Source organism: Pleomorphomonas oryzae DSM 16300, assembly GCF_000422965.1.
Taxonomy (GTDB): Bacteria; Pseudomonadota; Alphaproteobacteria; order Rhizobiales; family Pleomorphomonadaceae; genus Pleomorphomonas; species Pleomorphomonas oryzae.
Genome location: NZ_AUHB01000001.1, coordinates 392,843 through 418,887 on the forward strand (window position 1 = coordinate 392,843; position 26,045 = coordinate 418,887).

Below are 26,045 nucleotides of genomic sequence, written 5' to 3' on the forward strand. Positions count from 1 at the left end.
TGCGTTCAAGATGGACATTTGCAGCCTTCGCCGCATTCTCGTCGATAGGACTGTTGTCTTGGAGTCGTCCTGAAAGAGCCGCCATGTCAGACAAGAAAGTACCGCCCGAGCGTCCTGCCCTGGAACCACCAATTCAAGCGCATCTCGGCGACCAACTTAAAAAACTATACGGTTCGATCTTATCCGAGCCGATCCCCGAGAAACTCACATCGCTGCTCGACCAGCTCGAAAAGGCGGAAAGAGCCGAGCGAAAGGAGCGAGAAGGCCTGTCAGGAATCGCCGAAGGGAGTGGCGATCAATGACAGCCATCGCGGCGTTCAAATCCGCTCTGCTGGCAGAGCTCCCGTCGTTACGCGCCTTTGCGATTTCGCTCTCCGGCAGCCACGACCACGCCGACGATCTCGTACAGGAAACAGTGATGAAGGCTTGGGGAGCGCATGCCAGCTTCATCCCGGGTACCAGTTTGAGAGCCTGGCTGTTCACCATCATGCGCAACACCTATTTCAGCCAATACCGTAAGGCGCGGCGTGAGGTCCAGGACACCGACGGCGAAGCAGCGGCCCGTCTGGTCTCGGCACCCGCCCAAGATGGCCATCTCGACCTTGCCGATTTCCGTGTCGCGCTGGACAAGCTGCCGGACGACCAGCGCGAAGCACTGATTCTGGTGGGAGCGTCGGGCTTTTCTTGCGAAGAGGCCGCCGAGATCTGCGGCTGCGCGGTTGGTACCATCAAGAGCCGCGTCAACCGGGCCCGTCAGAAGCTACTGCAAATGATGGCGCTTCAAAGCGCCGCCGATCTCTAGCGACTTATTTTCCCATTTTGAAAGGCATTGGCCGGCGCGCTTCGTGCGCCGGTCCTTTTTACATGGAAAATTATGACGGAAGCGGCGCCCGGTTATCGACCTTGAATTCGCTGCGGATGGTTCGGGCAATCAGTAGAAGCGGGACGGCCAGCACCGCGCCAAAGGCGCCCCACATCCAGGTCCAGAAAATGATCGATACAAAGACCAGAAAGGGGTTTATCTCGAAACGGCGTCCCAGAACTGCGGGAATAACGGCATTTTCGCAGACCAGATGAACGAGCATGAAAGCGCCCACCGGCCAAAGGACGGAAAAAAGGCCGTAGTCGAGCACCAGCCCACCCGAAGCGATGGCCAGTAACACGACGGCCGGCCCGAGAAACGGCACGAAGCTCATGGCGAAGGCGAACAAGCCCCAAAGGACCGGCGCCGGAAAACCTGCAACGAAGGCAATCAAGCCGGTGGTCAGACCGACGCCAGCATAGATAACTGATGTCGTCCCGAAATAGTGGGTCAGCGACGCTTCCGTCGCGTTGAAGATGCGGATGGCGGCCAGGCGCTCGTCGCGGCCCACGAAGGCCAGGATGGACTGTCGCCTGAGCTGTGCCCGGCCAGCCACATAAAATACGAGGGTCGCAAGAAAGATCAGAAATTCGCCGAAGGCCGGCGTCAATCCGCCCAGAAAGCTAGCGACCAGGCCGAGGTCCAGCGATCCCAACATCTTCTCCAGGCTGGCGACCCCTCCGTTCGGACCTATGGTACCGCCGGTGAGGCGTGCCTGGAGCGTGGTAAAGGGCGTGAGCAAATCTCCGACAGCCACGGCAAGGCGTGGCAACACCTGGGGCAGACGTTCAACCAGCGTCGAAATCGGCTCGGCGATCGCTTCGATCAGCAAGAACATACCGAGACCCAGCACGGCTGTCAGCGCAAGGCCAGCCACCATCGGTGAGATTCCGATGCGCTGGCCACGATCGCCCACATGAGCAATGACGCTGCCGACGATGATTGCTGCGACCATAGGGACGACCATGGTGGCGGCGGCGTGCAAAACCACGAGCAGCGCCAACAAGAACAAGCCGATCGTCGACAGTTCATTGAGCGTTCGGCGTGTCTCTGACCACCCGTTATCCTCCGGCACAGGTCGTTCCTCCGGTCGCGACCGGTCGAATGGCGTCCGGCGAACGATGTATTTCAAGGTGGCGCTCCGTCACAAAGCGCCACATCCAGGGGGACGCAACGCATATCCCTGACCAATGCGCCAGAGGCTCTATGGTTCCGCGCGCCTGGTCGGCGATCAGGTGGAACCCGAAACAACATGCGGCGTTGTCTGAACAGATGCCCGTTTGGAGCAGGCGGTCCAATGCCCGTCCGATCCAAACTCTTCGATCAATGAAGAAGAAAGGACAAAGCTGATGCTAACTCCTGAGTCCTCTACTCCCAAAACCGGCCCAGGCGCGGCCGACAAGATCAAGAAAAACTTAGGCGCGGCGTCGTCGGCGGCAAGGACTGCCGCTTCGGACGCGGCGGACGAGGTTCGTGAGGACCTGGGTCAATCGGGCGCCAGAGTCGTCGCCGAAAATGCCAGGAAAATTAAAGAGGACATAGGCACTGCCGGCAGCGAGTTGGCTGGCAAGGCTGGTGATGTGGCAACAGCGGCGCAGGAGGCGCTTTCCGAAATGAAGAAAATCATCGATGAATTCGCAGCCAAGACCGGCGCAAAGGCCTCGGAAGCAGTTGAAACGGTCAAGGCGACAGGTTCCGATACCGCCGATCATATCGGTGCGGCCCTCAGTGGTGCCAGCTCCCTTGGCAGAGAGGGCATGGACGGCATCGCCGAAGCGGCAGCCAAGCGTCCGGTAACGGCGATGGCAATCGCCTTGGGCGTCGGCCTGCTTCTCGGCCTCGCCTCGCGTGGCAGTTCCCGCGCATGAGCATCGCGCGACTTATCGGCATCGACGTACCCCGCCTCAGACGACGTGGCGGGGTAGCGATGGTGGCTGGGGCAATTGCGGCTGTCATGGTGACGCTGGCCGTCGCCTTTGCCGCCTTTGCCGGTTACATCGCGCTCGCCCGACGCTTCGATATGGAAACTGCGGCTCTTATCGTCGCAGGCGTGCTGCTGTTTATCGGACTGATCGCGTTGGTGATCGCCCGGCAAATGCTCAAGCGCGCGCGACGCGAAATGAGGGCGGCTGTTTCTTCAAGTGCCATCATGGCCTTTGCGCCCACTGCAGCATCCATGGCCGCTCGCCATACCCGCCTCGCAGCTGTCGTCGCGGCGGTCGGCATGGGCTTCTGGCTGGCCCGCAACGTCACCCGACGCTGAGAGACAACCCAGCGAACTCACCCTCCGGGAAACTCGATGCAGACGAGCGTTCCTGGATTGAGATGGGTATAAGAGATTTCAGCTTCGAGATTGCGGGCCATCGCCCTTAACACCTTTGATCCAATACCAGTTCCCTGCGCCGGTCCTGTTCCATCCCAACCGATCCCGTCGTCCTCGACACAGACACGCAGGTGTCCGTCGCCGACCCTGTAGGACTGCACGCGTATTTCGCCGCTGGCTTCTTCGGGATAGGCGTATTTGAACGCGTTGGTCACCAGTTCGCCGACCATGACGCCAAGCGTCACCGCCTTGTCAGTCGGCAGCGAGACCGGAATCAGATCGGTCTTGACCATGCGCAGAGCGCCGTTGCCGGCGAGCGAAGCCGACAGCTCCCCGACCAGGTGATTGAGATAGGCACCGATATCTACCTCGCCGATGTTGTCGGAGGTGTAGAGATGGCGATGCACACCGGCCACCGCAGAAATTCGGCTTTGAGTTTCCTCTAGGGCGTGGCGGGCATGGGGATCGCTGACGGCTGAGGCTTGCATGCGTACCATGGCCGCCACCAGACCCAAAGAGTTGGCCACGCGATGGTTGACCTCCTTGAGCAGCATCTCGGCGCGGTCTCGCGCTTCCCGGATCAATTGCTGATCGCGGGCGCGAGCGGCTTTGAGCCGCCAGCGTTCGAATGCCTGCTCAATGGCGGCCGTCAGAAGATCGAAAAACTCTTCCGACGCGTCCTTGATGACATAATCGTCGGCACCCTGTTTGAGAGCCTCTATGGCCAGTCGAGCGTCCATTGATCCGGTGACATAGACGACCGGCGGGCGAGTGCTGCGAGGCCCGATGCGGGCCAGAATATCCAGACCTGTTTCGGCCGCGAGGGTATGATCGAGGGCAATAACGTCGATGCCGCCTTCGGCGATTATCTTCACCGCTTCATTGCCAGTGGCGACATGAACCGTCTCGTGACCCCGCCGAGCCAAAGCCTTACGGACCAATACGGCAAGGGCGATATCGTCCTCGACGTGCAGAACCTTGATGGGTTCCTTGATATCCGTACCATATGGCAATTCAGTCTAGCTCCGGAATCTGCATGACCGACAGGAACAGGCCGAGCTGACGGATAGCGTTGGCAAAGCTTTCGTAATTCAAAGGCTTGGTGATGTAAACATTGGCGCCGAGGTCATAGCAGCGCTGTATCTCGCGTGCGTCATCGGTGGTGGTGAGGACGATCACCGGCGTACGCCGCGTATGTTCGTTGGCCTTGAGCCGGGCCAGAATGTCGATGCCGGTCATGTCGGGCAGATTGAGATCGAGCAGAACCAGCGATGGCCTGCCAATGGCAGCCAATCCCGAACCATCCGCCCCCAGCAGATAGGAAACCGCGCTGGTCCCGTTGCGAAAAGACAGGATTTCGTTGGTAACACCGGCGCGGCGGATGTTCTTCTCGATGAGTCGGGCGTGTCCCTCGTCATCCTCGATCATGATAATGGCCACGGGCTTGGGTTCTTTGCTCACGTTTCGTTTCTCCCCATACGCAATACTAGGTCACGGGCGATCGTCACAATAAAGGTCGTTCCGGTTTCACCGTCGCTTTTCACGGATACATCTCCACCGAGCCGGCGGGCCAGCATGCGCGTATGAGCAAGGCCGATGCCATCTCCCGGCCTATCCTGCGTACCGGCACGCCGAAACAGTTCGAAAATGCGCTCGAAATCGGCCTCGGCGATGCCTCGGCCATTGTCCTCGACCTCAAACACAGCCGACGCTCGTTCGAGGCGACCGCGAACGGTGATTTTCCCCGGGCGTTCATCCTTCAGATATTTGGTGGCGTTGTCGAGCAGATTGGTGAAGATTTGCTGCAAGGCAGACCGATCGGAAATGACGTCCGGCAGACGCCCCTCAATCCCCACCTCCGCTCCTGCCTCGGCAAATCGCTGGCGAATGGAGTCGACGCATTCGGAGACGAGGTTTTGCATGTCGAGCGGCACCGGTTCGAGCACGCGTCGGCCTGCCCGGGATAGCTTCAGGATCTCGTTGATGAGGCTATCCATGCGCTTCATCGACGACCGGATGAATCCCAGGGCCTCCGGAATCTCCTCGTCCACGGCAACCAGGGCATCCTTACGATCTGGATCCGCAGGGTCGCCGTCGACCTTCCGGACATAACTGGTGAGCCGCTCGGTTGCCGACTCGAGTTCGGCGGTAAACCCGATGATATTGACGAGAGGCGCCCGGAGATCGTGGCTGACAATATACGCGTAGCGCTGCAGCTCGTCGTTGGTCCGCATTACCGCCTCTGTGCGTTCGCGCACCCGTGACTCCAACTCCTGATTGATATCGATGAGGTCACGCCGTGCCTCGTCGATCTGTCGGATATGACGGATCATGACCATTGTGGCGCCGGCTGTCAGGACAACGATCATGGCAACGCCGAGACTGATCATGGTCGTCAGCATGAAGGCGGCGTCGCGCATGGCGGCGGCGCGGGCGATGCGGACCGAAGCGGCAATCTCGCGGATGGCTGCGCCCTTCTGGCGGATCTGGTCCATTATGAGCTTGCCGCGATCAAGTGCCGGAACAAGCTGCAGCTTGTCGACTTGACCCGACCGGAAAGCAGCCAGATTTTGGCTGATAAGATCCAGTCTATCCTGGCCGAGTCTGATGAGCTCTTCCACCGACTGAGGTGCGATCGCCTTACCTTCGTCGACTTCGGCAGCCCGAAGCCGTAGATCGGCCGTGTCCTTTGCAAGTTGGCCGAGAGCATCCTCATATGGCTGGAGATATGCCTCTTTGCCGGTGATGATAAAGCCACGCTGGGCTGTCTCCGCATCGACCAGGTCAGAAATGAATTCCAGCACCAGCCGATCGACACGAGCTGCCTTCAATGATTCCGTCGCATGCAATTGAGAGCGGGAAGAAAAAATGAAAGCGGCCGAGACGATCATCAGTAAAACGATCGCCCCGCCCGCCAAAAGAAGGAGATTATAGCCGACGAACCGGCGTCCACCCGATCTCAGCATCTCCCGACTTCTCCCCGCTCGCCCCGAAAGTTCCAACGCATTCTGCCTGCGAACCGGGAAACTGCAAGCTTCATCCTACTGAAAGCTCCAACAAGAGACACACTGAGCATACCCACCGTCAGGCATGGAGCAATTGGAATACGAAGCTCACGACGAACAAAATGAGGAACAAGCCGAACAGCACACGCGCAATACCGGCCGAGGCAGCGGCGATACCCGAGAAGCCAAAGACAGCGGCGACCAGAGCAACAACGAGGAAGATGAGAGACCAGTAAAGCATGGCGAATAACTCCATCTAGTTCACGCTCGGTGGGGACAACGCTGAGCCGGCCTGACGGTTCCGGCGAACTGTACGCTTCGTTGTGATTGTCACCCCAAAAACACTATCCCGATCGGCTCGGAACCAATGGAGCCATAGGACGTTGTATTCACCGAAGCCCGCGGACGGGAGCAGTTCCAGACGGGCGTAACGTTCCTTTCCCCAGCAATGGAGCAGGCACCATGCGTAGCATCCTTCTCTGGTTTCTCGGCGTTCCGATTCCGATCATTATTCTGATCGCCCTTCTCTACCGCTGATATCGCTACTCGGACCGGACGAAGCGCCGCTCCTATATCGTCTACTTTGCCGCCGGCTCCCAAAGGGCCGGCGGCTTTGTGCAGGCAAGTGTTTGGCCCTTCTCGGTGGAGACATAGATGCGGCTTTTTTCTTGCGACAACTGTGGCAACACCATCCACTTCGACAATGGGACTTGCGTCGCCTGCAGCAGACGACTGGGTTATGTCCCGAGCCGTTGGCGCATGACGTCGCTGGAGCCTTCAGGAGAGGGGTGGAACTCGCTGGCCCTGGGCGAAAGTTTTGCTTTCTGCACGAACGCCGAGATAGGTGCCTGCAATTGGCTGCTGCCGATCGATCAAGCGGGCCATCTCTGCCCTGCCTGTCGGCATAATCGGACAATTCCGGCGTTGACCGACGACAAAACGATCGACGCCTTCCGACGGGTGCTCTCGGCCGAACGTCACCTGTTCTACTCGCTGCTCGCCTGGCGGCTGCCGGTACCCAACAGGGTCGAAGATCCGGAAGCCGGTCTCGCTTTCGATTTTCTCGCCGACGAGATCGGCCCGGATGGCGGAGTCACACCGGTGATGACCGGACATACCGATGGCGTCATCACGCTGGCCATCGCCGAGGCGGACGACGCAGCGCGTGAAGAACGCCGGGTGCATCTCGGCGAACCCTACCGCACACTGCTCGGTCATTTTCGGCACGAGATCGGCCACTATTACTGGGATCGGCTGGTACGGGATGGTGGCCGCCTCGACGCCTTCCGTGCGGTGTTCGGCGACGAGCGGCAGGATTATGCCGAAGCGTTGCAAAGGAACTATCGCGAAGGACCGCCCGCCGACTGGCAGAACCGCTTCGTCAGCACTTATGCCGCCTGCCATCCTTGGGAGGATTTCGCAGAGACCTTCGCCCACTACATTCACATGGTGGATGCGCTTGAAACGGCCCATGCCCTCGGTCTTGCCATCTCACCGAGAGTGGCGGTTCCCGAACAGCTCGATCTGGAAGTCGATTTCGCGCCCTATCGCCAAAAGGACTTTGGCGCATTGGCCAATGCCTGGCCGCCGCTCACAGTGGCCGTCAACGAAATCAACCGGTCGCTTGGTCAGCGCGACTTCTATCCGTTCGTCCTGTCCGCGGAGATTCTATCAAAGCTGGAATTTGTTCATGAGCTCATCGCGCAGGGGCGCTCAAGCGGGACCTGAGGCAGGGCAAAAAAAAGCCCGGCTTCTATGGAGCCGGGCAATCAACGGGACTTGGAGAGCACTGGGATCACCCTCCGAGCTTGCGCTGGCGCGTCGACCGACGGGAAACGATCTCGGCGGCCGGAAGGCGGCGTCCACCGGCGGCAAGGGCAGCCACCAGCAGAATGATGGCGGCGATCAGCGGTGCCAGCGCCAGAAACTGGGCGGCCAGAGTGGTCACTTCGGTGCCGGTCACAGCCGGCAGATGGGAAATGGCAGACTGTTCAACGAGGGCAAGGGTGGACATGGCCTGATCCTCTTTTTTGCGCCGGCCGGGACCGCAAGGCCGACCGGGCAATTCCGATTGCAGACAGGGACCGTCGAGGTCCGACGACGATGACCGCCGTTTACTTCCCTTCGACTGAGACGCCCTTTTCACCAATCGAGATCTCGACGCCGTCTGGCTGCTTCTTTTCCTGGTAAAGCTGATATCCGAGTACGCCGACGCCAGCGGCGAGCAGAACGATGACGGCAACAAGCATCTGACGGTTCATAACGTCTCCCCAACTTGGATACCGGTTCCAATGAACCGGCTTGACTGGTGAAGCCCGGCAATCATCCGATCTTCATTAGGGAAACACTTCTGGCGATCTATTGGTTCCCTCTGGCTGCCATTATTCAAAAGCTTTTGTAGCGAAGCGGGCTGGAGCCGGGCTGGAGCACCTGTCTGGTGCCGTTTCCGAAATGTCCTCGTGGCGCGAAAGGAACGTGCCCGGTCGATCCGGCTCCTGCCGGCGCAAAAAAGCCGGCCCCGACGTCCTGTTACAGGTGCCGGGGCCGGCCGATAGAAAAAGGGGCTTCCTGTCAGGCGATTGCGTGCACTATCGGCCGCCTGGGACGGAAGATCACGAAGAACACCAGAGCCCAATAGCCAACAAAGACGAGCAGTTCCATCAGGTTGGGAGATGCCCGATAGCCGGTCAGAGCCGAGATGAAGCCGCCCGTTGCATCACCATCGGAGAGCAGCCAGCTGCTATCCCAGAGTCGGCGCGACAGGCGCGGCAAGATCTCGAGATCGATCAGTCCGTCGATGCCGGTCATCAACAGCGCGCCGGCAAGCAGCAACAGCATGACTTCGGTGATGCGGAAAAAGATCCGCCACGACAGGATCCGGCTACCCGCCTGCAGCAAGCCGTAGCTGAGGAGGGCCAACACGAAACCGAACAAGCCTGCACCGACGCCGGACAGGTAGTCGCCGGCGGCACCGGACGACAGGATGCCGTAGAGGAAGATCACCGTCTCGCTGCCCTCGCGAGCGACGGCCACTAACGCCAGCACGAAGACGCCCCACCATGACTGACGGGCAATGGCAGTGGAGAGCTGTGTCTGGAGATCGCGTTTCATGGAGCGGCCGTGCTTGCGCATCCAGAAGACCATCTGGAGAATGAGTGCTGCGGCAACCAGCACCACGGCCGTCGTGTAGGCGAGCTGAGCGTCCTCGGAGATGACGTCGGCGAGCCCGACCAGTACGGCGGCCAGCAAACCGGCGAAGGCCAGCCCAGCGGCGACGCCGCCCCACAGGAACATGCGGGCACGGCCAGTGTCGCGCGTCTCGGCGCGCAACCAGGCATCGAGAATACCGATGACCAGCAATGCCTCGACGCTTTCGCGCCAGACCACGAAGGCTATGGAGCCGAACATTGAACTAGACCTCGTCTTGGCGCCTCATGCTCGTTCGCCTACTTGGCGACCAGCAGGGCGGGCGGCGCCTCCGGGTGAAAGTCGTCGAAGAAGGAATATTCGCCGGGGTCGAGATACTTGATCACCATGGAGGTGGTGACTCCCGGCCCGATCACCTTCTCCTTGCGGAGCGGCACGCTTTCGAATTCGGCCGGCGTCTTGCCGACGTTGACGAGCTGCAACTCGAAGCGGGTGTCGGCCGGCACCTCAATGCGGGCCGGCGTTACGGTGCCATCGTTAAACTCAATACGAAACACGGGATCATCCTCGGCGGAGGCCGGTGCGGCCGCCGCGAGAATCACGAGCAGGCAGCCGGCGGTCTGGCAGAGTCGCCGCCGGTGCGTCGTGTTGTGCATGGGCTCAGTAGCCACCCTTCTTCCCCGTGCCAGTGTAGGTGAATTCGTAGTTGGTATCGAACGGCGCGAACCAGGCAGCGACGCCGGTTTCCTTGTCCACATGACGACCAAACATGGCCATGTGGCCGGTGCTGGCCGGCGGAGCGATGTGGAAGGTCAGCTTGTAGGTGCCGGGACCATCAAGCTTGACGTTGTCGCCGTAGTGCGGGCCATCAGAGGCAACCATGCCCATCAGCGGCCCCTTGGCGACCGACTTGCCGTCCTTGGTGAGCTCGTAGCTGATGTCGAGATAGGGCATCCAGTCGCCATTGGCGAAGCCATTGACGTTGTCCTTGGTGGCATGGATGTCGGCCTCAAGGTGGATGTCCGCCTTGTCGGCGGCCAGCATCATGCCAGCCGGCTCCATCTCGATCGGCTGCAAGTAGACAGCGGCCACTTCCATGCCGCCGCCAAGCTGGGGTTCACCGATCGGATACTCAAGAGCGTAAGCACTCGTCGCAAAACCCATAGCCGCCGAAGCCAGAGCCAGTCCTGTCAGGATGCGCATTTTGTCGTCCTAGTTGCTAATGATTGTCATTAGTATCGACGATATGGCATAGAGGTCAATCTTGGGGAAACCCCTGACAGCTCATTAGAGACATTCTAATCAGTTGATAATAGCGACTTTTCTCAGCCTTGCCGTTTCAGCCAGGTGAGGGAAACCACCAGCTTGATCCGCTAATGCAAGTGCGAGCAATTAGCGGCTCTGTATGCTTCGCGGACGGGCGAAGCGACGGCGTTGAATTCGGTGTCGGAGGGACACACAATGAACAGGCTTGCCCGTGGCGAAGACTTCGTTGGCCCGGCCATAAAGACTCTGGTCGACCTCAGAGGCACCGACTCGCGCAGTTCCTTCACCCGCAAGATCGAAATGCTGTTCGTGCGCTGGCGGCGCCACTTCGGCTGGGTCCAGGTGCTGATGTTCGGCGTTTTCCTGGTGGTCATCGGGCTGCCGGTGCTGATGCCCGACCCGCCGGCCGAAAGCGGCATCCTCACTAATCCGACGCTGTTCTTGCGCTATCTCCTTTGGGGCATTTGGTTCCCCCTAGTGTTCCTGTCGGTGATTGTCTTTGGCCGGTTGTGGTGCGGCACCCTCTGCCCGATGGGCGCCGCCTCCGAGCTCGCCAACAAATACGGCCTGCAACGCGCCATTCCCCGCTGGATCAAATGGGAAGGCACCCCTGCCCTCAGCTTCATCATCATGACGCTCTACGGCCAGACGATCGGCGTGCGCGATCACCCGGAAGCGGCGGCGGGGCTGTTCGGCGGCACCATGCTGCTCGCCATCGCCATCGGCGGTCTCTACGGGCGCAACAAGCGCGTCTGGTGCCGCCACCTCTGCCCGATCGGCCGTGTGCTCGGCCTTTATTCCAGGCTTGGCGCGGTGCAGTTCACGCCGAAGGTCCGGCTCAGCGGCGGCGACGCCTATACCGAGCGCGGCGCCTGCCCGACCATGATCGACCTACCACGCAAAGTGGAAAGCCGCCATTGCATCGAGTGTTTCCGCTGCGTCAACCCGAAGGCGGCTGGCAGCATTCAGCTCGAACTCCGCCGCCCGGGCGTTGAAGTGGAGGAGATCCGCGACCATCGCGCCAATCCGGCCGAGGCTTGGTTCCTGTTTCTCGATACCGGCGTGGCGCTCGGCGGCTTTCTGTGGCTGGTGCTGCCGCAGTATCAGGCCCTGCGCCAGAACTTCGGCATCTGGGCGATCCAAAACCACATCGACTGGATCACCCGCATCGGGCCGGCCTGGCTGATGAGCGTACATCCCGCCCGCGCCGAAACCTTCATGTGGCTCGACTTCATCATGATCGTCGGCTTCATGCTCGGCACCATGGCGGTCCTCACCGCCGTCCTTGCCAGCCTCACCGCCGTTGGCGCGGCGATCGCCCGGCGCCTCGGTGCCGATGGTAGCTTCGGCCGAGTCTTCACGGAGCTCGGCTACCAATACGCGCCGGTGGCGCTGATGAGCCTGATCATCGGCCTCGGCGCCGAGTTGCTGATGCCGCTCCGCTATACCTTCGTCGGCATGGAAGGCGTCCATGTCATCCGCGGCGGCCTGTTCCTGATCGGCGTCGTCTGGAGCATCTGGCTTGGCGACCGCATCCTACGGCGCCAGGGATTGGCGCTGACAAAGCGTTGGATGCCGCTTGTTCCCGGCATTGCCGGCAGCCTGTTCGTCGGCTTCGGCTGGTGGCCCGCCATCTTCGGGCTGTGATTTCTCGAGCAGCGACCCAATACTCATTTGATGGCGCGGACGATCAGCAATGATCGCCCGCGAAATGCGGTTAATGTGCAGGCTCATCCTTTCGGGCAATCGCTCTTTTCCGGCTTGCGACAATTGTATCTCCAGTTACCATTGTGCTTCAGCATTGCGTTGACTTTCCAAAGGCTGGAAAATTATCTGTTCCGCTCAGAACTGCCGATGGATGACTTTCTTCCGGGGCGTTTTGATCACGGAACTCGCGGCTGGAGCCCCGAAGAACATGCGCAACATCGGAAGAAGCGGCAGCGTGCTGCTGATGCTGGCCCTCATGACCGCATGCCAACCGAGCGCGCCGTCCGGACCACCGCCTGCCGGAAAGGCCCAGGTTGGCTATGTCACGCTCCAACCGACCTCGGTGCCACGCACCATGGAGTTGCCGGGGCGGGCCGTAGCGCTGGCAACGGCTGAAATTCGACCGCAGGTAGCCGGCATCGTCCGCAAAGTCGCCTTCAAGGAAGGTGGCATGGTCAAGGCCAACGACGTGCTCTACGAGCTCGACGATGCCAAGTTCAAGGCGGCCTACGCCGCAGCGGAGGCTGCGGTCAAAAAAGCGCAAGCGGCCACGGCCGGCGCTCAGACCGCCTTCGATCGCAATGAGAAACTCTCGGAGAGCAATGCGGTCGCAGCCCAGACGGTCGACGACTCCCGCTCGACGCTGCTGCAGGCCCAAGCCACCGAAGAGGCGGCGCGCGCCGACCTCGAGACAGCACGCATCAATCTCGCAAACGCAACCATACGGGCGCCAATCGACGGCATCATTGGCGTTTCGTCGGTCAGCGTTGGCGCTCTCGTTACCGAGAACCAGACCGACGCGCTCGCCACCATCCGCCAGATCGACCCGATCAATGTCGACCTTGTCGATACCAGCGCCAATCTCCTGCGCATCCGGGGTGAAATAGACAGCGGACAGTTGGGACGCGAGCCGAGCAAACCGCCTGCCGTTACGCTCACGCTCGAGAATGGCAAGCCCTACGGCACGCCCGGTACCATCTCGCTGACTGAGATGGTGGTGAGCGAGACCACTGGCACCTTCACGCTCCGCGCCACCTTCCCTAACAGCCAACGGATACTGCTACCCGGTATGTTCGTTCAGGCCACAGTTGATCTTGGTGCCCTCAACAACGCCTTTCTGGTCCCTCAAAGGGCGGTCACTCGCGGCGACGATGGCACCGCCACGATCTACGTGGTCTCGGCGAACAACAAAGCAGAGGCCAAACGCATCACCACGACCGGCACATCGGGCAACAACTGGATCGTCACCGGCGGCGTGTCGTCAGGCGATCGGTTGATCGTCGACGGCTTCCAGAAGTTTTCCGCCGGTACCGAGGTTAAGCCGGTCGAGGCGACCATCAACGACAACGGGGTGGTCGAGCAGAATTTGACGACGGAGAGCGGCAAATGACGCTTTCCTCGCCGCGCAACGCGCTTGCCAGCTTCTTCATTGCCCGGCCGGTATTTGCCATCGTCCTGGCCATTGCCACGCTACTCGCCGGCGTTATGGGGATCTACTCGCTGTCGATCTCGCAGTATCCGGACATCGCTCCGGTAACTGTGCGCGTCAATGCGACCTACACTGGCGCCACCGCGCAGGCGGTCGAAAACTCGGTCACCAAGAAGATCGAAAGCGCCATGACCGGGCTCGACGGCCTTCTCTATATGGAATCGTCGTCGACCACCGGCTCCGCCTCGGTCGAGCTGACTTTTGCCAATGGTACCAATCCGGAGCTGGCCCAGGTCCAAGTGCAGAACAAGCTGTCGCGCGTCGAGTCACAACTGCCCGACGCCGTGCAGACCGCTGGCGTTCGCGTTAATCGCTCGCCGTCGGGCATCCTGATGATCGGCAACATTATTTCGAAGGATGGACGCTACAGCTCCGACGAACTGTCGGACATCATGGACAGCCAGATTCAGGACCGAATTGAACGGCTCGACGGCGTCGGCGCCGTGCAGTCCTTCGGGTCCGGTTATGCCATGCGCGCCTGGCTCGACCCGGCGGCCATGTTGAAATACCAGTTGGTGCCGAGCGACGTGACGGCCGCCATCAAGGCTCAAAACGCCCAGGTGGCAGCCGGGTCGATCGGCGCCACCCCAGTGGTCAAGGGGCAGCAGCTCAAGGCCAGCATCATCGCCCAATCACAGATGACGTCGGTCGACGAATTCAAGCGCATCAGTCTCAAGACGACCGCAGATGGCTCCGTGGTGCGACTGTCCGATGTGGCGCGGGTCGAGATCGGCCTTGAGACCTACGGCCAAACCTCGAGTTTCAACGGTATGCCGGCTGCGGGGTTCGGTGTGCAGCTCGCCTCCGGCGCCAACGCCATCACTACGGCCAACCTCGTCCATACCGAGCTCGACAGCCTCAAAGACTCGTTGCCGGAAGGCGTGGAAATTGCCTACTCCTACGAGACAACACCCTTTGTCGAACTCTCCATCGAGAAGGTGGTGGAGACGCTGATCGAGGCGATCATCCTCGTATTCCTGGTATTGCTTCTGTTCCTGCAGAACATTCGGGCTACGCTCATCCCGATGATCGCGGTTCCGGTGGTGTTGCTCGGCACATTCGGCGTACTCGCCGCCCTCGGCTATTCGATCAACATGCTGACCATGTTTGCCATGGTGCTGGCCATTGGCCTGCTCGTCGACGATGCCATCGTCGTCGTCGAGAACGTCGAGCGCATCATACGCGACGAGAACTTGCCGCCGCGCGAGGCCACGGAAAAGTCGATGGGCGAGATCACCGGTGCGCTGGTCGGCATTGCTCTGGTACTGACCGCCGTGTTCATTCCCATGGCCTTCTTTTCCGGATCGGTCGGCGTCATCTATCGGCAATTCTCGGTGACGATCGCCAGCGCCATGTTGCTGTCTGTTCTGGTGGCCATCATCCTGACGCCGGCACTTTGCGCATTGATGCTGAGGCCCAGCCATGAAGGTCCTCTTCATCGCTGGTTCGGCTGGTTCGATCGCGGTTTCACACGCCTGACGGGCGGTTATTCCAGCACCGTCGGCAAGCTCGTGGTGAGGCCCGTTCGGATGTTCGTCGTTTTCCTGGTGCTGATCGCCGGTGCCTATGGCCTTTACAGCAAGCTTCCGACCTCCTTCCTGCCGGAAGAGGACCAGGGCGTTCTGTTAACCATGATCACGCTGCCGGCCGATGCCAACGCCGCCCGCACCCAGGCCGTGGTCGACAAGGTAAAGAATTACTATCTCACCGAAGAGAAGGACGCCGTCCAGAGCGCGTTCATGACGCTGGGATTCAGCTTTTCCGGAAGCGGCGAGAATACGGCCATGGGCTTTATTCGCCTCAAGGATTTTGACCAGCGGACCGACAGTCGTCTTTCGGCAAGCGCCGTGGCGGCCCGTGCCTCGACTTACTTCCGCGCGATCCGCGATGCCGATGTATTCGTGCTGTCGCCGCCGGCCATCCAGGGCCTCGGCCAGACCAGCGGTTTCTCGATGTATCTTCAAGACAGCGGCAACAAAGGACGTGACGCGCTCACTGCGGCGGCCAACACACTTGCCGACAAGGCCATGGGAAGCCCATCGATCGCCAACATCCGCGGCAACACCCGTACGCTGGAATCCCAGCTGAAGATCAATGTCGACCGGCATAAGGCAGGGGCGCTCGGCGTAGACGTTTCTAGCATCAACAGCCTGATCAGCACCGTCTTCTCCGGCACCGACGTCAATGATTTCATTTATCACGGCAATATCAAGCCGGTCTATGTGCAGGGCGACACACCTTTCCGTATGCAGCCGGGCGATATCGATCGCTGGTATGCGAAGAACAATAGCGGCGAGATGGTGCCGTTTTCCTCCTTCACCAGCACCGAGTGGGTGAAAGGCTCACCATCGCTGGCCCGCTTCAACGGAACGGCGGCCGTAGCGCTCGACGGCACCGCGGCGTCCGGCGTCAGTTCGGGTAACGCCATGACGGCGGCCGAAGGCCTGGTCACCGATCTCGGTGGCGGCTATTCGGCGGCTTGGACGGGGCTGTCCTATCAGGAACGGCTCGCCGGTTCGCAAGAGATGTTGCTTTATGCGGTGTCGCTGGTGGTGGTTTTCCTGTGCCTCGCCGCTCTTTACGAAAGCTGGTCGATCCCCTTCTCAGTGCTTCTGGCGGTTCCGGTCGGCGTGTTTGGCGCGCTTGCCTTCGCCAAACTGTTCGGCCAGGCGAACGACGTCTATTTCAAGGTCGGCCTGCTCACCACGATCGGTCTGACCGCCAAGAACGCGATCCTGATCGTCGAGTTTGCCAAGGACCTAATGGCGGGCGGCGCCGGCCCCGTCGAGGCGGTGATCGAGGCGGCGCGTCTGCGTCTCAGGCCGATCGTCATGACCTCGCTCGCCTTTATTTTGGGCGTGACACCGCTCGCCCGGGCCACCGGCGCCGGCTCAGCGGCCCAGAACGCCATCGGCATCGGTGTCATGGGCGGCATGATTTCGGCAACGCTGCTGGGCGTGTTCTTTGTGCCGCTCCTGTTCGTCACCATTCAGCGGATTGCCGGTGGCAAGCCGAAACCTTCGGCGGACGGTGCGCGTTCAGAACAGGTGTGAAGAGTGCCTTGCTCCTGGACGACGGCGGGGCAACAATCTCGTCTCGTCGTCCGTGATCCTCGTTGAAGGAGCAAACGATGGGCTATCGCTTCACCGGAGGCTGCCAATGCGGTGCTGTTCGCTACGCCCTCGACCAGCCGCCGCAGAATGTCCATGTCTGCCATTGCCGCATGTGCCAGAAGGCGGTCGGCGGACCGTTCGCGGTAATCTGTCCGATCCCCAAATCGGCCTTTCATCTCACCCGAGGCACCCTCAGCTACTTCATGAGCTCAGATGTCGGCCGACGCGGGTTCTGCAGCGCCTGCGGCACGCCGATCAGCTTCGACTATCCTGAAGATGGTGAGTTTGGCGTGCTGGTCGGCACCCTCGACGAGCCCGATCGAGCTCCGCCGCAAAACCAGTATGGCAACGAGAGTCGTGTCTCCTGGTATGCCGACCTGACGAAAGTGCCGGGCGATCGCCCGACCTACGCGGACAATCCGGATATGCTGCATCGGATCAGCAGCACCAATCACCAGCACCCGGACCACGATACAGATGTCTGGCCGCCACACCGGGTATGACTCGGAGGTCAAAGCGCCAGTTTGGAGCCCATTTCTTCAACGCCGCCTCAGGGAGCAACGGCGCTAGAAAATTCATCCTCCTGGAGCTCGGTTATGGGGAGAACTTTTCATAGGCGCACTGCGCAACGGCTGTGCACGTCGTCGCCCCGATAATCGGCATCTGCCATATTTTGACGCGAAGACGACGCCGTCGTTCTGAGTCCGACCGCCGATACCGCACAGGAATTTTGAGATGACAAAGCCCCTCCTCGCCACCTCCCTTAGCCGCCGCGCCGGCCTTGCCGCGCTTGCCGGTGCCGCCGCGCTGGCGTCCGTCGCCATCTTCGGCGCAACCGCGACATACGCTGCCGACAAGACATCGCTCAAGGTCGGCATCATGTCGGGTGAGGACGAGGACGTCTGGCGGGCTGCCGCGGCCGAGGCCGAGAAGGCCGGCCTCAAGCTCGAGCTCATTACCTTCAACGACTACACCCAGCCGAACGAAGCGCTGGAGCGCGGCGAGATCGACGCCAACGCCTTCCAGCACAAGCCCTATCTCGACAACCAGATCAAGCAGAACGGCTATCACATCGTCGTCGCCGGCTACACTGGCCTGTGGCCGATCGGCCTCTACTCCAAAACCCACACCAAGGTGGCCGACCTGAAGGACGGCGCCAGCATCGGCGTGCCGAATGATCCCTCCAACGAAGGACGCGCCCTCAAGGTGCTGGAGCAGCAGGGCCTGATCAAGCTGAAGGACGGAACGGGCATCCTCGCCACCGTCGCCGACATCGCCGAGAATCCGAAGAACCTGGAGATCAAGGAACTCGATGCCGGCGTGGTTGGTCGGGCCATCGATGACCTCGATGGCGCGGTGGTCAATACCGACTGGGCTTTGAAGGCTGGCCTGACGCCGGAGAACCGCATCGCCCAGGAAGCGATCGCCGACAATCCCTACCGCAACTTCATCGCCGTGCGTGAAGCCGACGCCAAGGAGCCGTGGGTGACCAAGCTGGTTGCCGCCTACCAGAATCCGACGGTCAAGGCCGTCTTTGACAAGGTCTATAAGGGCACTGGCGTCGCCGCCTATTGACCGACGGCATAGAAAGCCGTTGTAGAAGCGGTCCGGCGGCCCTCCGCCGGATCGCGTTCATCGGGGGAGCCCGAACGTGGTACCTCCGGACGAGACATGACTGGAAGAAACGTGACCTCGCAGCCGTCCGCCACAGCCTTCGCGGCCGTGGATCCTGTAACCGGTGTCTCAGAGACGCCGGTTGTTGTGCTTTCCGGCGTCAACCGCAGCTTCGGCCCGACGCGCGCGCTCGATGACCTGTCGCTCACTGTGCGGCGCGGCGAGATCCTCGGCATCATCGGCCGGTCCGGCGCCGGCAAGTCGACGCTGATCCGCTGCCTCAATGGCCTTGAACGGCCCGACAGCGGTCGCATCGAGATCGAAGGGCGCAATATCGTCGGCCTGTCAGAGGGCGAGTTGCAGCCGATCCGCCGCAAGATCGGCATGATCTTCCAGCACTTCAACCTGATGTCCGCCAAGACCGTGCTGGACAACGTCGCCCTTCCGCTGAAGATTGCCGGTTGGGCCAAGGCCGAGCGACGGGCGCGGGCGCTGGAACTCCTGGACCTCGTCGGCCTTTCCGACAAGGCCGGCTCCTATCCGGCGGCGCTGTCCGGTGGCCAGAAGCAGCGCGTCGGCATTGCCCGCGCACTCTCCGCCCGCCCCGCCCTTCTGCTCTCCGACGAGGCGACCTCCGCCCTCGATCCCGAGACCACGCGGTCCATTCTGACGCTTCTCAAAGACATCAACCGCAAGCTCGGCGTCACCGTCGTGCTGATCACCCATGAGATGGAAGTGGTGCGGACCATCGGCGACCGTGTCGCCGTGCTGGAGGCCGGCCGCATCGTCGAGCAAGGCGAAGTCTGGCATGTCTTCTCCGATCCCAAGACGGAGCTGACGCAAAGCCTGCTCTCCGGCGTTCGGCCGCAGCTGCCCGTTCATATCGCCTCGCGTCTGTCCCCCGGTGGCAGCGAAACGGTACTCGGCGTCGATCTCACCGATCCCGGCCTGGGCAATGGCCTGTTCGCCGAAATCCTCGCACACCTGCCGTCGGCTCACTTTCTGCACGGCGGCATCGACCACATTCACGATCAGCCGGTCGCCCGCTTCTTCCTGACCGTGCCGCGCGAGCCGGCCAGCCTCGTCGACGAGGCCATCGCCTATCTCCGGTCCATCAACGCCCGCGTCGAGGTGCTCGGTCATGTCTCCCGTCCTGTTTAACCTGCTGCTCCAGTCGATCTGGGAGACGGTGATCATGACGCTGGCTTCCGGCGTCATCTCCTTTGTTGCCGGCCTGCCGTTGGCGCTCGTTCTGGTCGCTACCGATCGCGGCGGCATTGCCGAGAATCTGGTCGTCAATCGGGCGCTGGGCTGGGTGATCAACGGCTTCCGTTCGGTGCCCTTCATCATTTTGCTGGTGGCTCTTATTCCGCTGACTCGGCTTCTTGTCGGTACTTCGCTTGGCACCGCGGCGGCCATCGTGCCGCTGGCCATCGCCGCGGCGCCCTACTATGCCCGCGTCGCCGAGGTGTCATTGCGCGAGGTCGATCCAGGCCTGATCGAGGCGGCGCGCGCCATGGGCGGCAATCGTTGGACCATCGTTCGCGAGGTACTGGTACCGGAAGCCCTGCCGGGCATCGTCGCCGGCTTCACCGTGACGCTGGTGACGCTGGTTGGCGCTTCCGCCATGGCCGGCGCCATCGGTGCCGGCGGCCTCGGCGATCTCGCCATCCGCTACGGCTACCAGCGCTTCGAGACCGGCGTGATGATCGCCGTCGTCGCCGTACTGATCGTGCTGGTGTCAGGCCTTCAGTGGTTCGGAGACCGTTTGGTCGCCCGCCTGGATCATCGCGGCTGAAGCGTCGGCTCAGCTACCCAGACATTGTTGAGCAGATCCAACCGCCCTCACGGGCGGTCGCTGTCATTTGGAATATTCATGCCATCCGACGGCATTCAGCACTACCTGGATGACAGAGATTGAGACCACACCTCTCGAGACGAGTAGATTGCCAACCGAAACTTATGAAACGCCTATTTCATACGTTAGTATGACCAGCATCATATGCGCCCGGCCTCATACATTACACCTTCCCGCCATTAGGCGCCGATAATCAGTGAGTTAAAGAAATTAAGCCGCGTTGTGTACGGCCTTTGAACCGAAGCAGCGGGTTTTCGCGCACCCGAAAAGGGCTTGACGGCACAGGTCGGCCGTGGAACTAATCTTCCATTCTAAGCGGTAAAACAGTCGCTTCATTCTTGATCGATTGAAGCAAGGGAGGAGGCTGGTCTGCGGGGAGCCGACCAGCTGGAGGTGGGAGAAGACGGTCGGGCAGCGACGCCGGTTTACTGGCGCGCGGCGGCTTTTTTGCTCAGCACCGCAATCGAGGAATCGGAAATGGTCGCCGATGGAATCCTGCTAAGAGTCAAGGGCCTAACCAAGAAGTTTCCCGGTGTCGTCGCGCTGGACGGAGTGGATATCGAGGCGCGAGCCGGTGAGATTCATGGCATTTGCGGCGAGAACGGCGCTGGCAAGTCGACCCTGATCAAGATGCTCACCGGCGCTCACACGCCAGACAGCGGAACGATCGAGTTCGACGGCGTGACCTACACGTCACTCGATCCGCGTCGGGCGATGGGCATTGGCATCGGCTGCATCTATCAGGAACTGAACCTCATCCCGCACCTCAGCGTGGCCGAGAATATCTTCTTGGGACGCGAGATGTATCTTGCGCCGGCGCTCAATGTTCTCGACCGGGCGCAGATGAACGCCAAGGCGGCCGAATTGCTGGCCGACCTCGGGCTCGCCGTATCGCCTACCGCCAGGCTCGGCACGCTCGGCGTTGGCCATCAGCAGATGGTCGAGATTTGCCGCGCCGTCTGGTCGAACGCCAAGCTGATCATCATGGACGAGCCGACGTCCAGCCTCAGCGAGAAGGAAGCCCATGACCTGTTCCGTGTCATGGCTCAGATGAAGGCGCGCGGCGTCGCCATCCTCTTCATTTCGCACCGTCTCGATGAGGTGCGCGACAATTGCGACACCGTGACGGTGATGCGCGACGGCCGCACCATCGAATCCTTCGCCATGAAGGAGCGTTCGGTCGCCGACATCATCCAGCTCATGGTCGGCCGCAGCATTCAGAACAAATACCCCAAGGAACCGGCACCGCAGGGTGACGTCGTCCTGTCGGTCAAGAACCTCAATCGGAAGGGCGTGCTGCACGACATCTCCTTCGATCTGAAGGCGGGAGAGGTGCTGGGCTTTGCCGGTCTGGTCGGCGCTGGACGCACCGAAACGGCGCGCGCCATCACCGGTGCCGATCCCTATGACTCCGGCAATATCGAGGTATTCGGCAAGCCGGTCAGGATCCGCCAGCCGCTCGACTCCATCAACGCCGGCATCGCCTTCCTGACGGAGAACCGCAAGGAACAGGGCCTGATCCTGATCCAGAGCGTCGCCTTCAACGCCACCATCGTCAAGATGCACAAGTACGGCAAGGCCGGTTGGCTGAGCCTGAAACGCTTGAGAGACACGGCTAGGAAGATCTGCGCGGAAATGCGGCTCAAGACGTCGGGCATGGACATGCTGGTCGGCAAGCTGTCCGGCGGCAACCAGCAGAAGGTGGTCATCGCCAAGTGGCTGCTCTCCAACGCCAAGATCTTCATCTTCGATGAGCCGACCCGCGGCATCGACGTGGGCGCCAAGGTGGAAGTCTACAAGCTCATCAACCAACTGGCCGCCAACGGGGCCGGTGTCATCATCATCTGCTCGGAAATGGAAGAGGTGATGGGCATGGCCGATCGCATCCTCGTCATGCATGAGGGCGAGATCACCGGCGAGATGACCCAGGCGGACGCGACCCAGGAAAAGATCATGTACGCCGCATCCGGCTTCAAGCAGGCGTCCTGATCCGAGGCGCCCGATCCGTTTCCCGGCCAGAGCGCCGGACTGCATTCCGTGGAAGGAATTTTCCGATGTCCAACGAAGTCCTGACCAACGACAAGCTGCCGGGCGAGAAATCGATCGCCAAGAGCGCTGCCATGACTGATAAGCTCTACCAGCTAGGCGTCCTCCTGAGCCTCATCCTGCTCTGCGCGGTGATGAGCGTGCTGTCGCCACGCTTCCCGACCATGGATAACCTGATGAACGTCGCCTCGCAGGCGGCGGTCAGCGCCATCGTGTCGATCGGCATGTTCCTGGCCATCCTGACGGCGGGTATCGATCTGTCCGTTGGTTCCGTGCTGGCGCTATCGACCATGATGATGGGCATCGCCTCGGACCGTTGGGGCTGGGGCGCCTATCCCTCCATCCTGATGTGCCTCGGCTCGGGCGCCGTGCTCGGCCTTGCCAATGGCCTGCTGCTCACCAAGCTGCGCCTGCCGCATCCGTTCATCTCGACGCTCGGCATGCAGAAGATGGCCCGCGGCATCGCGCTGTTCGTGACCGCTGCCGCTCCGATCAGCATGTTCCCTGACGAGGTGCAGTATCTCGGCAACAACTCGATCGGCCCGGTGCCCGTCAGCTTCATCCTGGTCGGCATCCTCTACATCGGCATGTACTTCTTCCTGACCCGCACCTCGACCGGCCGTTACATCTACGCCGTCGGCGGCAACAAGGAAGCGGCGCGCCTGTCGGGCATCAAGGTCAACGGCATCCTGAACCTGGTCTACACGATCTCCGGCTTCACCGCCGCACTGGCCGGCCTGGTGCTCGCCGGACGTGTCAACGCGGTCTACCCGCTGGCCGGTCTCGATTACGAAACCGACGCCATCGCCGCGGTGATCATTGGTGGTGCCAGCTTCTTCGGTGGTGTTGGCTCGATCGCCAACACGATCATCGGTGTGCTGCTGATCGCCGTGCTGCGCAACGGCCTCAACCTTCTCAACGTCGACAGTGCCTTCCAGACCTTCGCCATCGGTGCGGTGATCGTGGTTGCCGTGGCCGTCGACGTCCTTCGCCAGAATGTCCTGAAGTCCGCACGCTGAGGCGCCGCGGACCGATCGACCCGCCCTACGTCCACGACTTGGTTCCGAATTGGTGGAACGGACGTAACGAGGCCTCGTAACGAGGAGATACGAGGCCGGAAACCGACTAATCTTACTGGGAGTGAGACCATGAACCGGAGAACTTTCGTTGCTGCCCTGATGGCCGGTGCCTTCGCCGTCGCAGCGCTGCCTGCTATCACCACCCTCAGCAGCCCGGCTGCCGCCGCTGAGAAGGTGAAGATCGCCGTCGTCCTCAAGACGCTGTCGAGCCAGTATTGGAAAATCGTCGCCGCCGGCGCTCAGGCCGCTGCCGACAAGAACAACGTCGACCTCATCCTGCTTGGGCCGCCGACCGAAGATGCCGTCGAGCAGCAGATCAACATGGTTCAGGACGTTCTCGCCCAGAAGCCTGATGCCCTGATCTTCTCCCCGTCGCAGCCCGACACCGCCGTCAACGTCATCACCAAGGTCCGCAAGGCCGGCGTACCGGTTCTGCTGGTCGACACCGGCATGCCTGCCAAGTTCACCGACTACGCCTCCTTCATCGGCACCGACAACATCGCGGCCGGCAAGGCGGGTGGCGAGGCACTGCTCAAGGTCCTGAAGAAGGGCGACAAGGTGCTGCTGCTCGACGGTGCGCCGGGCAACCCGAGCATGACCCAGCGCTGCGATGGCGCCAAGGAAGTGCTGGAAGCTGCTGGCATCGTGATCGCCTCGCGCCAGCCGGCCTATTCGGACCGCGAGAAGGCCTACACTGTGACGCAGAACGTCCTACAGTCGACGCCTGACATCGCTGGCGTGTTCGCCGGCAACGACGAAGAAGCCCTCGGTGCCCTCCGCGCCCTCAAGCAGAGCGGCAAGGAAGTTCCGATCATCGGCGTCGACGCCAACAGCGACAATCTCAAGGCTATCCTGGCAGGCGACCTCTATGGCTCCATCGCCCAGGGCAACTACGACATGGGCCGCCTCGGTGTCGAGAAGGCCCTCGAGGTCATCGCCGGCAAGACCATCGACAAGCGCATCGACTCCGGCGCCACCTTGATCACCAAGGAAAACGCCCAGAAGCTGGTGGACTTCCGCGCCTCGATCAAGTGATCGCTGTCGCGTAGTGACTGCAAACTCGGCGAGGCGGCTTCAACCGCCTCGCTACTTGCTTGGACAGCCTCCATGCCACCTCCCCACGTTCCAGCTTCGCCACTTCATTCGGGTGATGGCTGACCGAGAGGTTTGCCATCACGGAATTTGAATCGTTTTTTTCTCGCCCATTCGCATATGCCGCCGCTCCGCTCCAAATAGAACCGCGCCAGGCATCCTAACCACGAGGTACGCATTTCATGTCCGCTTCCGTCCGCATCGGCATCGTCGGCCTAGGTCGGCTCGGCCGACGTCACGCCGAAAATCTGGCCCTCCGCGTGCCCGGCGCCTCCCTCGTGGCGGCGGCCAGCCCGATTCCGGAGGAACGCGCCTGGGCCGAGGCAACGCTTCCCGGCATCAAGACCTATCCCGGCCTCACCGAACTGCTCGCCCACCCCGGCCTTGATGCCGTCTGGCTGGTGACCCCGACGTCGCTGCACGCCGATCAGGTGATCGTTGCCCTTGAGGCGGGCAAGCATGTGTTCTGCGAGAAGCCTCTCGCCTTGGAGACCACCGATTGCGATAAGGTGATCGCCGTCGCCAGCAAGCGGCCAAACCAGTTGGTCATGATCGGCTTCATGCGCCGGTTCGATCCTGCCTATGCGGAAGCCAAACGGCTGATCGCCGCCGGCGAACTCGGCAAGGTATTCTCGATCAGTTGCCGGTCGGAAGATCCTGTCGATCCCGATGGGTTCTTCGTGCGCTTCGCGCCGACGTCGGGCGGTATCTTCCTCGACTGCTGCATCCACGACATCGATCTCGTCCGCTGGATGCTGGATGGAGCCGAGGTGTCGTCCGTGAGCGCGGCCGGCAGCCGCGTGATGTATCCGGCCCTCGGGGACTGCGGTGACGTCGACAACGGCTTTGCCACCGTCACCTTCAAGGGCGGACAGGTCGCCACCTTCCACGTCTCCCGGACCTCGCATCGCGGCTACGAGGCGGTGATGACCATCGCCGGCACCAAGGCCGGTCTCGACATCGGCCGGAGCGTGCCGCGCCGCCCTGTCGCGCTGGAGACGGCCGGTTGTCAGCAGATCGAAGGCCAAGTCGATTTCTTCGAGCGGTTCGGCGACGCCTTCCTGCACGAGGCGCGCGCCTTCGTCGAAGCGGTACAGACCGGTGGCCCGACGCCGAGCAGCATCACCGATGCGCGTGAGGCAACGCGACTTGCCTGCGCCATGCGCCAAGCGCTGGTCGTCGGCTGACCGCGTCAAGGGAGCGCGGCGGGGCGCTCCCCCCTTTCGCCGAATGAGCCTGGAGACGGCAGCGTCTCCGGGCTTTTTATTGCAGTGTCTTTTCGGGTGACTTGACCAAGCTGAGCGAGAGCAAACAAAAAGCCCTCTGAAGACTTTGCTTCAGAGGGCCATGTTCACACTGGGATACTAGAGCCTTTCCGGCGAACTCTGGTTCGCCGGAAAGGCTCTAGCTCTTTGGTTCACCGCAATTTCGGACGCAAAACCGG

At 61.4% G+C, this 26,045-nt stretch carries 26 protein-coding genes and 1 pseudogene; 17 read left to right on the forward strand and 10 right to left on the reverse strand.

What is annotated here, in order from left to right:
• Positions 1-83 precede the first annotated feature (83 nt).
• Positions 84-302: a NepR family anti-sigma factor gene (locus G522_RS0101880; RefSeq protein WP_026789602.1), complete on the forward strand. Its 219-nt coding sequence runs from the start codon at positions 84-86 to the stop codon at positions 300-302.
• Complete coding sequence (locus G522_RS25105) at positions 299-802, forward strand: sigma-70 family RNA polymerase sigma factor (RefSeq protein ID WP_051228073.1); 504 nt, start codon at positions 299-301, stop codon at positions 800-802. Before G522_RS0101880 ends, G522_RS25105 begins: the two co-directional genes overlap by 4 nt.
• Before the next feature lie 70 nt (positions 803-872).
• On the opposite strand, the gene G522_RS25110 is transcribed toward G522_RS25105, so the two are convergent.
• Complete coding sequence (locus G522_RS25110; RefSeq protein WP_084632653.1) at positions 873-1,994, reverse strand: AI-2E family transporter; 1,122 nt, start codon at positions 1,992-1,994, stop codon at positions 873-875.
• Between the two features lie 148 nt (positions 1,995-2,142).
• On the opposite strand from G522_RS25110, the gene G522_RS29875 reads away from it, so the two are divergent.
• Both G522_RS29875 and G522_RS0101900 read left to right on the forward strand, forming a co-directional pair.
• On the forward strand, positions 2,143-2,730 hold the full coding sequence (locus G522_RS29875) for a hypothetical protein (protein ID WP_156886787.1): 588 nt from the start codon (positions 2,143-2,145) through the stop codon (positions 2,728-2,730).
• Entirely contained in the window at positions 2,727-3,125 is a 399-nt protein-coding gene (locus G522_RS0101900) for a phage holin family protein (protein WP_156886788.1), read from the forward strand. The genes G522_RS29875 and G522_RS0101900 overlap by 4 nt, the downstream gene beginning before the upstream one ends.
• A gap of 17 nt (positions 3,126-3,142) precedes the next feature.
• Here the strand turns inward: G522_RS0101900 and G522_RS0101905 are convergent, their stop codons facing one another.
• The 4 genes from G522_RS0101905 to G522_RS29375 all read right to left on the reverse strand — a co-directional run bounded on the left by G522_RS0101905 (position 3,143) and on the right by G522_RS29375 (position 6,431).
• Complete coding sequence (locus G522_RS0101905; RefSeq protein ID WP_026789605.1) at positions 3,143-4,198, reverse strand: sensor histidine kinase; 1,056 nt, start codon at positions 4,196-4,198, stop codon at positions 3,143-3,145.
• Between the two features lies 1 nt (position 4,199).
• Positions 4,200-4,613, reverse strand: a complete 414-nt coding sequence (locus G522_RS0101910; protein ID WP_051228211.1) for a response regulator — start codon at positions 4,611-4,613, stop codon at positions 4,200-4,202.
• Positions 4,614-4,642: 29 nt separating this feature from the next.
• Positions 4,643-6,103 (reverse strand): sensor histidine kinase, encoded by a 1,461-nt coding sequence (locus G522_RS25115; RefSeq protein WP_169453458.1) that lies wholly within the window; start codon positions 6,101-6,103, stop codon positions 4,643-4,645.
• A gap of 166 nt (positions 6,104-6,269) precedes the next feature.
• On the reverse strand, positions 6,270-6,431 hold the full coding sequence (locus tag G522_RS29375; protein WP_026789607.1) for a DUF1328 domain-containing protein: 162 nt from the start codon (positions 6,429-6,431) through the stop codon (positions 6,270-6,272).
• A 413-nt stretch (positions 6,432-6,844) separates the two neighbouring features.
• Here G522_RS29375 and G522_RS30675 point away from each other — a divergent pair.
• Positions 6,845-7,108: pseudogene (locus tag G522_RS30675) on the forward strand (zinc-ribbon domain-containing protein); the annotation flags it as partial.
• 6 nt (positions 7,109-7,114) lie between these two features.
• Complete coding sequence (locus G522_RS0101925; protein WP_342663864.1) at positions 7,115-7,918, forward strand: zinc-binding metallopeptidase family protein; 804 nt, start codon at positions 7,115-7,117, stop codon at positions 7,916-7,918.
• Positions 7,919-7,985: 67 nt separating this feature from the next.
• Here G522_RS0101925 and G522_RS0101930 read toward each other — a convergent pair whose 3' ends face one another.
• From G522_RS0101930 to G522_RS0101950, 5 genes are all read right to left on the reverse strand, one after another.
• Positions 7,986-8,204: a hypothetical protein gene (locus G522_RS0101930; RefSeq protein ID WP_026789609.1), complete on the reverse strand. Its 219-nt coding sequence runs from the start codon at positions 8,202-8,204 to the stop codon at positions 7,986-7,988.
• A gap of 100 nt (positions 8,205-8,304) precedes the next feature.
• Entirely contained in the window at positions 8,305-8,451 is a 147-nt protein-coding gene (locus tag G522_RS30245) for a hypothetical protein (protein ID WP_169453460.1), read from the reverse strand.
• A 310-nt stretch (positions 8,452-8,761) separates the two neighbouring features.
• Positions 8,762-9,598: an FTR1 family iron permease gene (locus G522_RS0101940; RefSeq protein ID WP_036837605.1), complete on the reverse strand. Its 837-nt coding sequence runs from the start codon at positions 9,596-9,598 to the stop codon at positions 8,762-8,764.
• Between the two features lie 38 nt (positions 9,599-9,636).
• The gene (locus G522_RS0101945) at positions 9,637-10,008 is read right to left on the reverse strand and encodes a cupredoxin domain-containing protein (RefSeq protein WP_245586570.1); all 372 of its coding nucleotides are present in this window, start codon (positions 10,006-10,008) and stop codon (positions 9,637-9,639) included.
• Positions 9,998-10,540 carry an iron transporter gene (locus tag G522_RS0101950; protein WP_026789612.1) on the reverse strand — a complete coding sequence of 181 codons (543 nt, stop codon included), beginning with the start codon at positions 10,538-10,540 and terminating at the stop codon, positions 9,998-10,000. The genes G522_RS0101945 and G522_RS0101950 overlap by 11 nt, the downstream gene beginning before the upstream one ends.
• A gap of 258 nt (positions 10,541-10,798) precedes the next feature.
• Between G522_RS0101950 and G522_RS25120 the strand changes: the two genes are divergently transcribed.
• The 11 genes from G522_RS25120 to G522_RS0102005 all read left to right on the forward strand — a co-directional run bounded on the left by G522_RS25120 (position 10,799) and on the right by G522_RS0102005 (position 25,788).
• A complete protein-coding gene (locus tag G522_RS25120) occupies positions 10,799-12,250 on the forward strand; it encodes a 4Fe-4S binding protein (protein ID WP_051228079.1) in 1,452 nt (483 codons plus the stop codon).
• A gap of 268 nt (positions 12,251-12,518) precedes the next feature.
• The gene (locus tag G522_RS25125; protein ID WP_036837813.1) at positions 12,519-13,700 is read left to right on the forward strand and encodes an efflux RND transporter periplasmic adaptor subunit; all 1,182 of its coding nucleotides are present in this window, start codon (positions 12,519-12,521) and stop codon (positions 13,698-13,700) included.
• Positions 13,697-16,852: an efflux RND transporter permease subunit gene (locus G522_RS0101965; RefSeq protein ID WP_026789613.1), complete on the forward strand. Its 3,156-nt coding sequence runs from the start codon at positions 13,697-13,699 to the stop codon at positions 16,850-16,852. The genes G522_RS25125 and G522_RS0101965 overlap by 4 nt, the downstream gene beginning before the upstream one ends.
• 77 nt (positions 16,853-16,929) lie before the next feature.
• Complete coding sequence (locus tag G522_RS0101970; RefSeq protein ID WP_051228082.1) at positions 16,930-17,415, forward strand: GFA family protein; 486 nt, start codon at positions 16,930-16,932, stop codon at positions 17,413-17,415.
• 232 nt (positions 17,416-17,647) lie between these two features.
• Positions 17,648-18,487 carry a MetQ/NlpA family ABC transporter substrate-binding protein gene (locus tag G522_RS0101975; protein ID WP_026789615.1) on the forward strand — a complete coding sequence of 280 codons (840 nt, stop codon included), beginning with the start codon at positions 17,648-17,650 and terminating at the stop codon, positions 18,485-18,487.
• Positions 18,488-18,598: 111 nt separating this feature from the next.
• Complete coding sequence (locus G522_RS0101980; protein WP_026789616.1) at positions 18,599-19,687, forward strand: methionine ABC transporter ATP-binding protein; 1,089 nt, start codon at positions 18,599-18,601, stop codon at positions 19,685-19,687.
• Positions 19,668-20,324 (forward strand): methionine ABC transporter permease, encoded by a 657-nt coding sequence (locus G522_RS0101985; protein ID WP_026789617.1) that lies wholly within the window; start codon positions 19,668-19,670, stop codon positions 20,322-20,324. Before G522_RS0101980 ends, G522_RS0101985 begins: the two co-directional genes overlap by 20 nt.
• Positions 20,325-20,861: 537 nt before the next feature.
• A complete protein-coding gene (locus G522_RS0101990) occupies positions 20,862-22,373 on the forward strand; it encodes a sugar ABC transporter ATP-binding protein (RefSeq protein ID WP_026789618.1) in 1,512 nt (503 codons plus the stop codon).
• Positions 22,374-22,438: 65 nt separating this feature from the next.
• On the forward strand, positions 22,439-23,449 hold the full coding sequence (locus G522_RS0101995) for an ABC transporter permease (RefSeq protein ID WP_084632656.1): 1,011 nt from the start codon (positions 22,439-22,441) through the stop codon (positions 23,447-23,449).
• A gap of 129 nt (positions 23,450-23,578) precedes the next feature.
• Complete coding sequence (locus G522_RS0102000) at positions 23,579-24,544, forward strand: sugar ABC transporter substrate-binding protein (protein ID WP_026789620.1); 966 nt, start codon at positions 23,579-23,581, stop codon at positions 24,542-24,544.
• A 239-nt stretch (positions 24,545-24,783) separates the two neighbouring features.
• On the forward strand, positions 24,784-25,788 hold the full coding sequence (locus tag G522_RS0102005) for a Gfo/Idh/MocA family protein (RefSeq protein WP_026789621.1): 1,005 nt from the start codon (positions 24,784-24,786) through the stop codon (positions 25,786-25,788).
• Positions 25,789-26,045 lie beyond the last annotated feature (257 nt).

Excerpts from the sequence above, each read along its gene's own strand:
- G522_RS0101880 (WP_026789602.1), top strand. The coding sequence starts at position 84 with ATGTCAGACAAGAAAGTACCGCCCGAGCGTCCTGCCCTGGAACCACCA.
- G522_RS25105 (WP_051228073.1), top strand. The coding sequence starts at position 299 with ATGACAGCCATCGCGGCGTTCAAATCCGCTCTGCTGGCAGAGCTCCCG.
- G522_RS0101900 (WP_156886788.1), top strand. The coding sequence starts at position 2,727 with ATGAGCATCGCGCGACTTATCGGCATCGACGTACCCCGCCTCAGACGA.
- G522_RS0101910 (WP_051228211.1), bottom strand. The coding sequence starts at position 4,613 with ATGATCGAGGATGACGAGGGACACGCCCGACTCATCGAGAAGAACATC.
- G522_RS29375 (WP_026789607.1), bottom strand. The coding sequence starts at position 6,431 with ATGCTTTACTGGTCTCTCATCTTCCTCGTTGTTGCTCTGGTCGCCGCT.
- G522_RS0101930 (WP_026789609.1), bottom strand. The coding sequence starts at position 8,204 with ATGTCCACCCTTGCCCTCGTTGAACAGTCTGCCATTTCCCATCTGCCG.
- G522_RS30245 (WP_169453460.1), bottom strand. The coding sequence starts at position 8,451 with ATGAACCGTCAGATGCTTGTTGCCGTCATCGTTCTGCTCGCCGCTGGC.
- G522_RS0101940 (WP_036837605.1), bottom strand. The coding sequence starts at position 9,598 with ATGTTCGGCTCCATAGCCTTCGTGGTCTGGCGCGAAAGCGTCGAGGCA.
- G522_RS0101950 (WP_026789612.1), bottom strand. The coding sequence starts at position 10,540 with ATGCGCATCCTGACAGGACTGGCTCTGGCTTCGGCGGCTATGGGTTTT.
- G522_RS25120 (WP_051228079.1), top strand. The coding sequence starts at position 10,799 with ATGAACAGGCTTGCCCGTGGCGAAGACTTCGTTGGCCCGGCCATAAAG.
- G522_RS25125 (WP_036837813.1), top strand. The coding sequence starts at position 12,519 with ATGCGCAACATCGGAAGAAGCGGCAGCGTGCTGCTGATGCTGGCCCTC.
- G522_RS0101965 (WP_026789613.1), top strand. The coding sequence starts at position 13,697 with ATGACGCTTTCCTCGCCGCGCAACGCGCTTGCCAGCTTCTTCATTGCC.
- G522_RS0101970 (WP_051228082.1), top strand. The coding sequence starts at position 16,930 with ATGGGCTATCGCTTCACCGGAGGCTGCCAATGCGGTGCTGTTCGCTAC.
- G522_RS0101975 (WP_026789615.1), top strand. The coding sequence starts at position 17,648 with ATGACAAAGCCCCTCCTCGCCACCTCCCTTAGCCGCCGCGCCGGCCTT.
- G522_RS0101985 (WP_026789617.1), top strand. The coding sequence starts at position 19,668 with ATGTCTCCCGTCCTGTTTAACCTGCTGCTCCAGTCGATCTGGGAGACG.
- G522_RS0101990 (WP_026789618.1), top strand. The coding sequence starts at position 20,862 with ATGGTCGCCGATGGAATCCTGCTAAGAGTCAAGGGCCTAACCAAGAAG.
- G522_RS0101995 (WP_084632656.1), top strand. The coding sequence starts at position 22,439 with ATGTCCAACGAAGTCCTGACCAACGACAAGCTGCCGGGCGAGAAATCG.
- G522_RS0102000 (WP_026789620.1), top strand. The coding sequence starts at position 23,579 with ATGAACCGGAGAACTTTCGTTGCTGCCCTGATGGCCGGTGCCTTCGCC.
- G522_RS0102005 (WP_026789621.1), top strand. The coding sequence starts at position 24,784 with ATGTCCGCTTCCGTCCGCATCGGCATCGTCGGCCTAGGTCGGCTCGGC.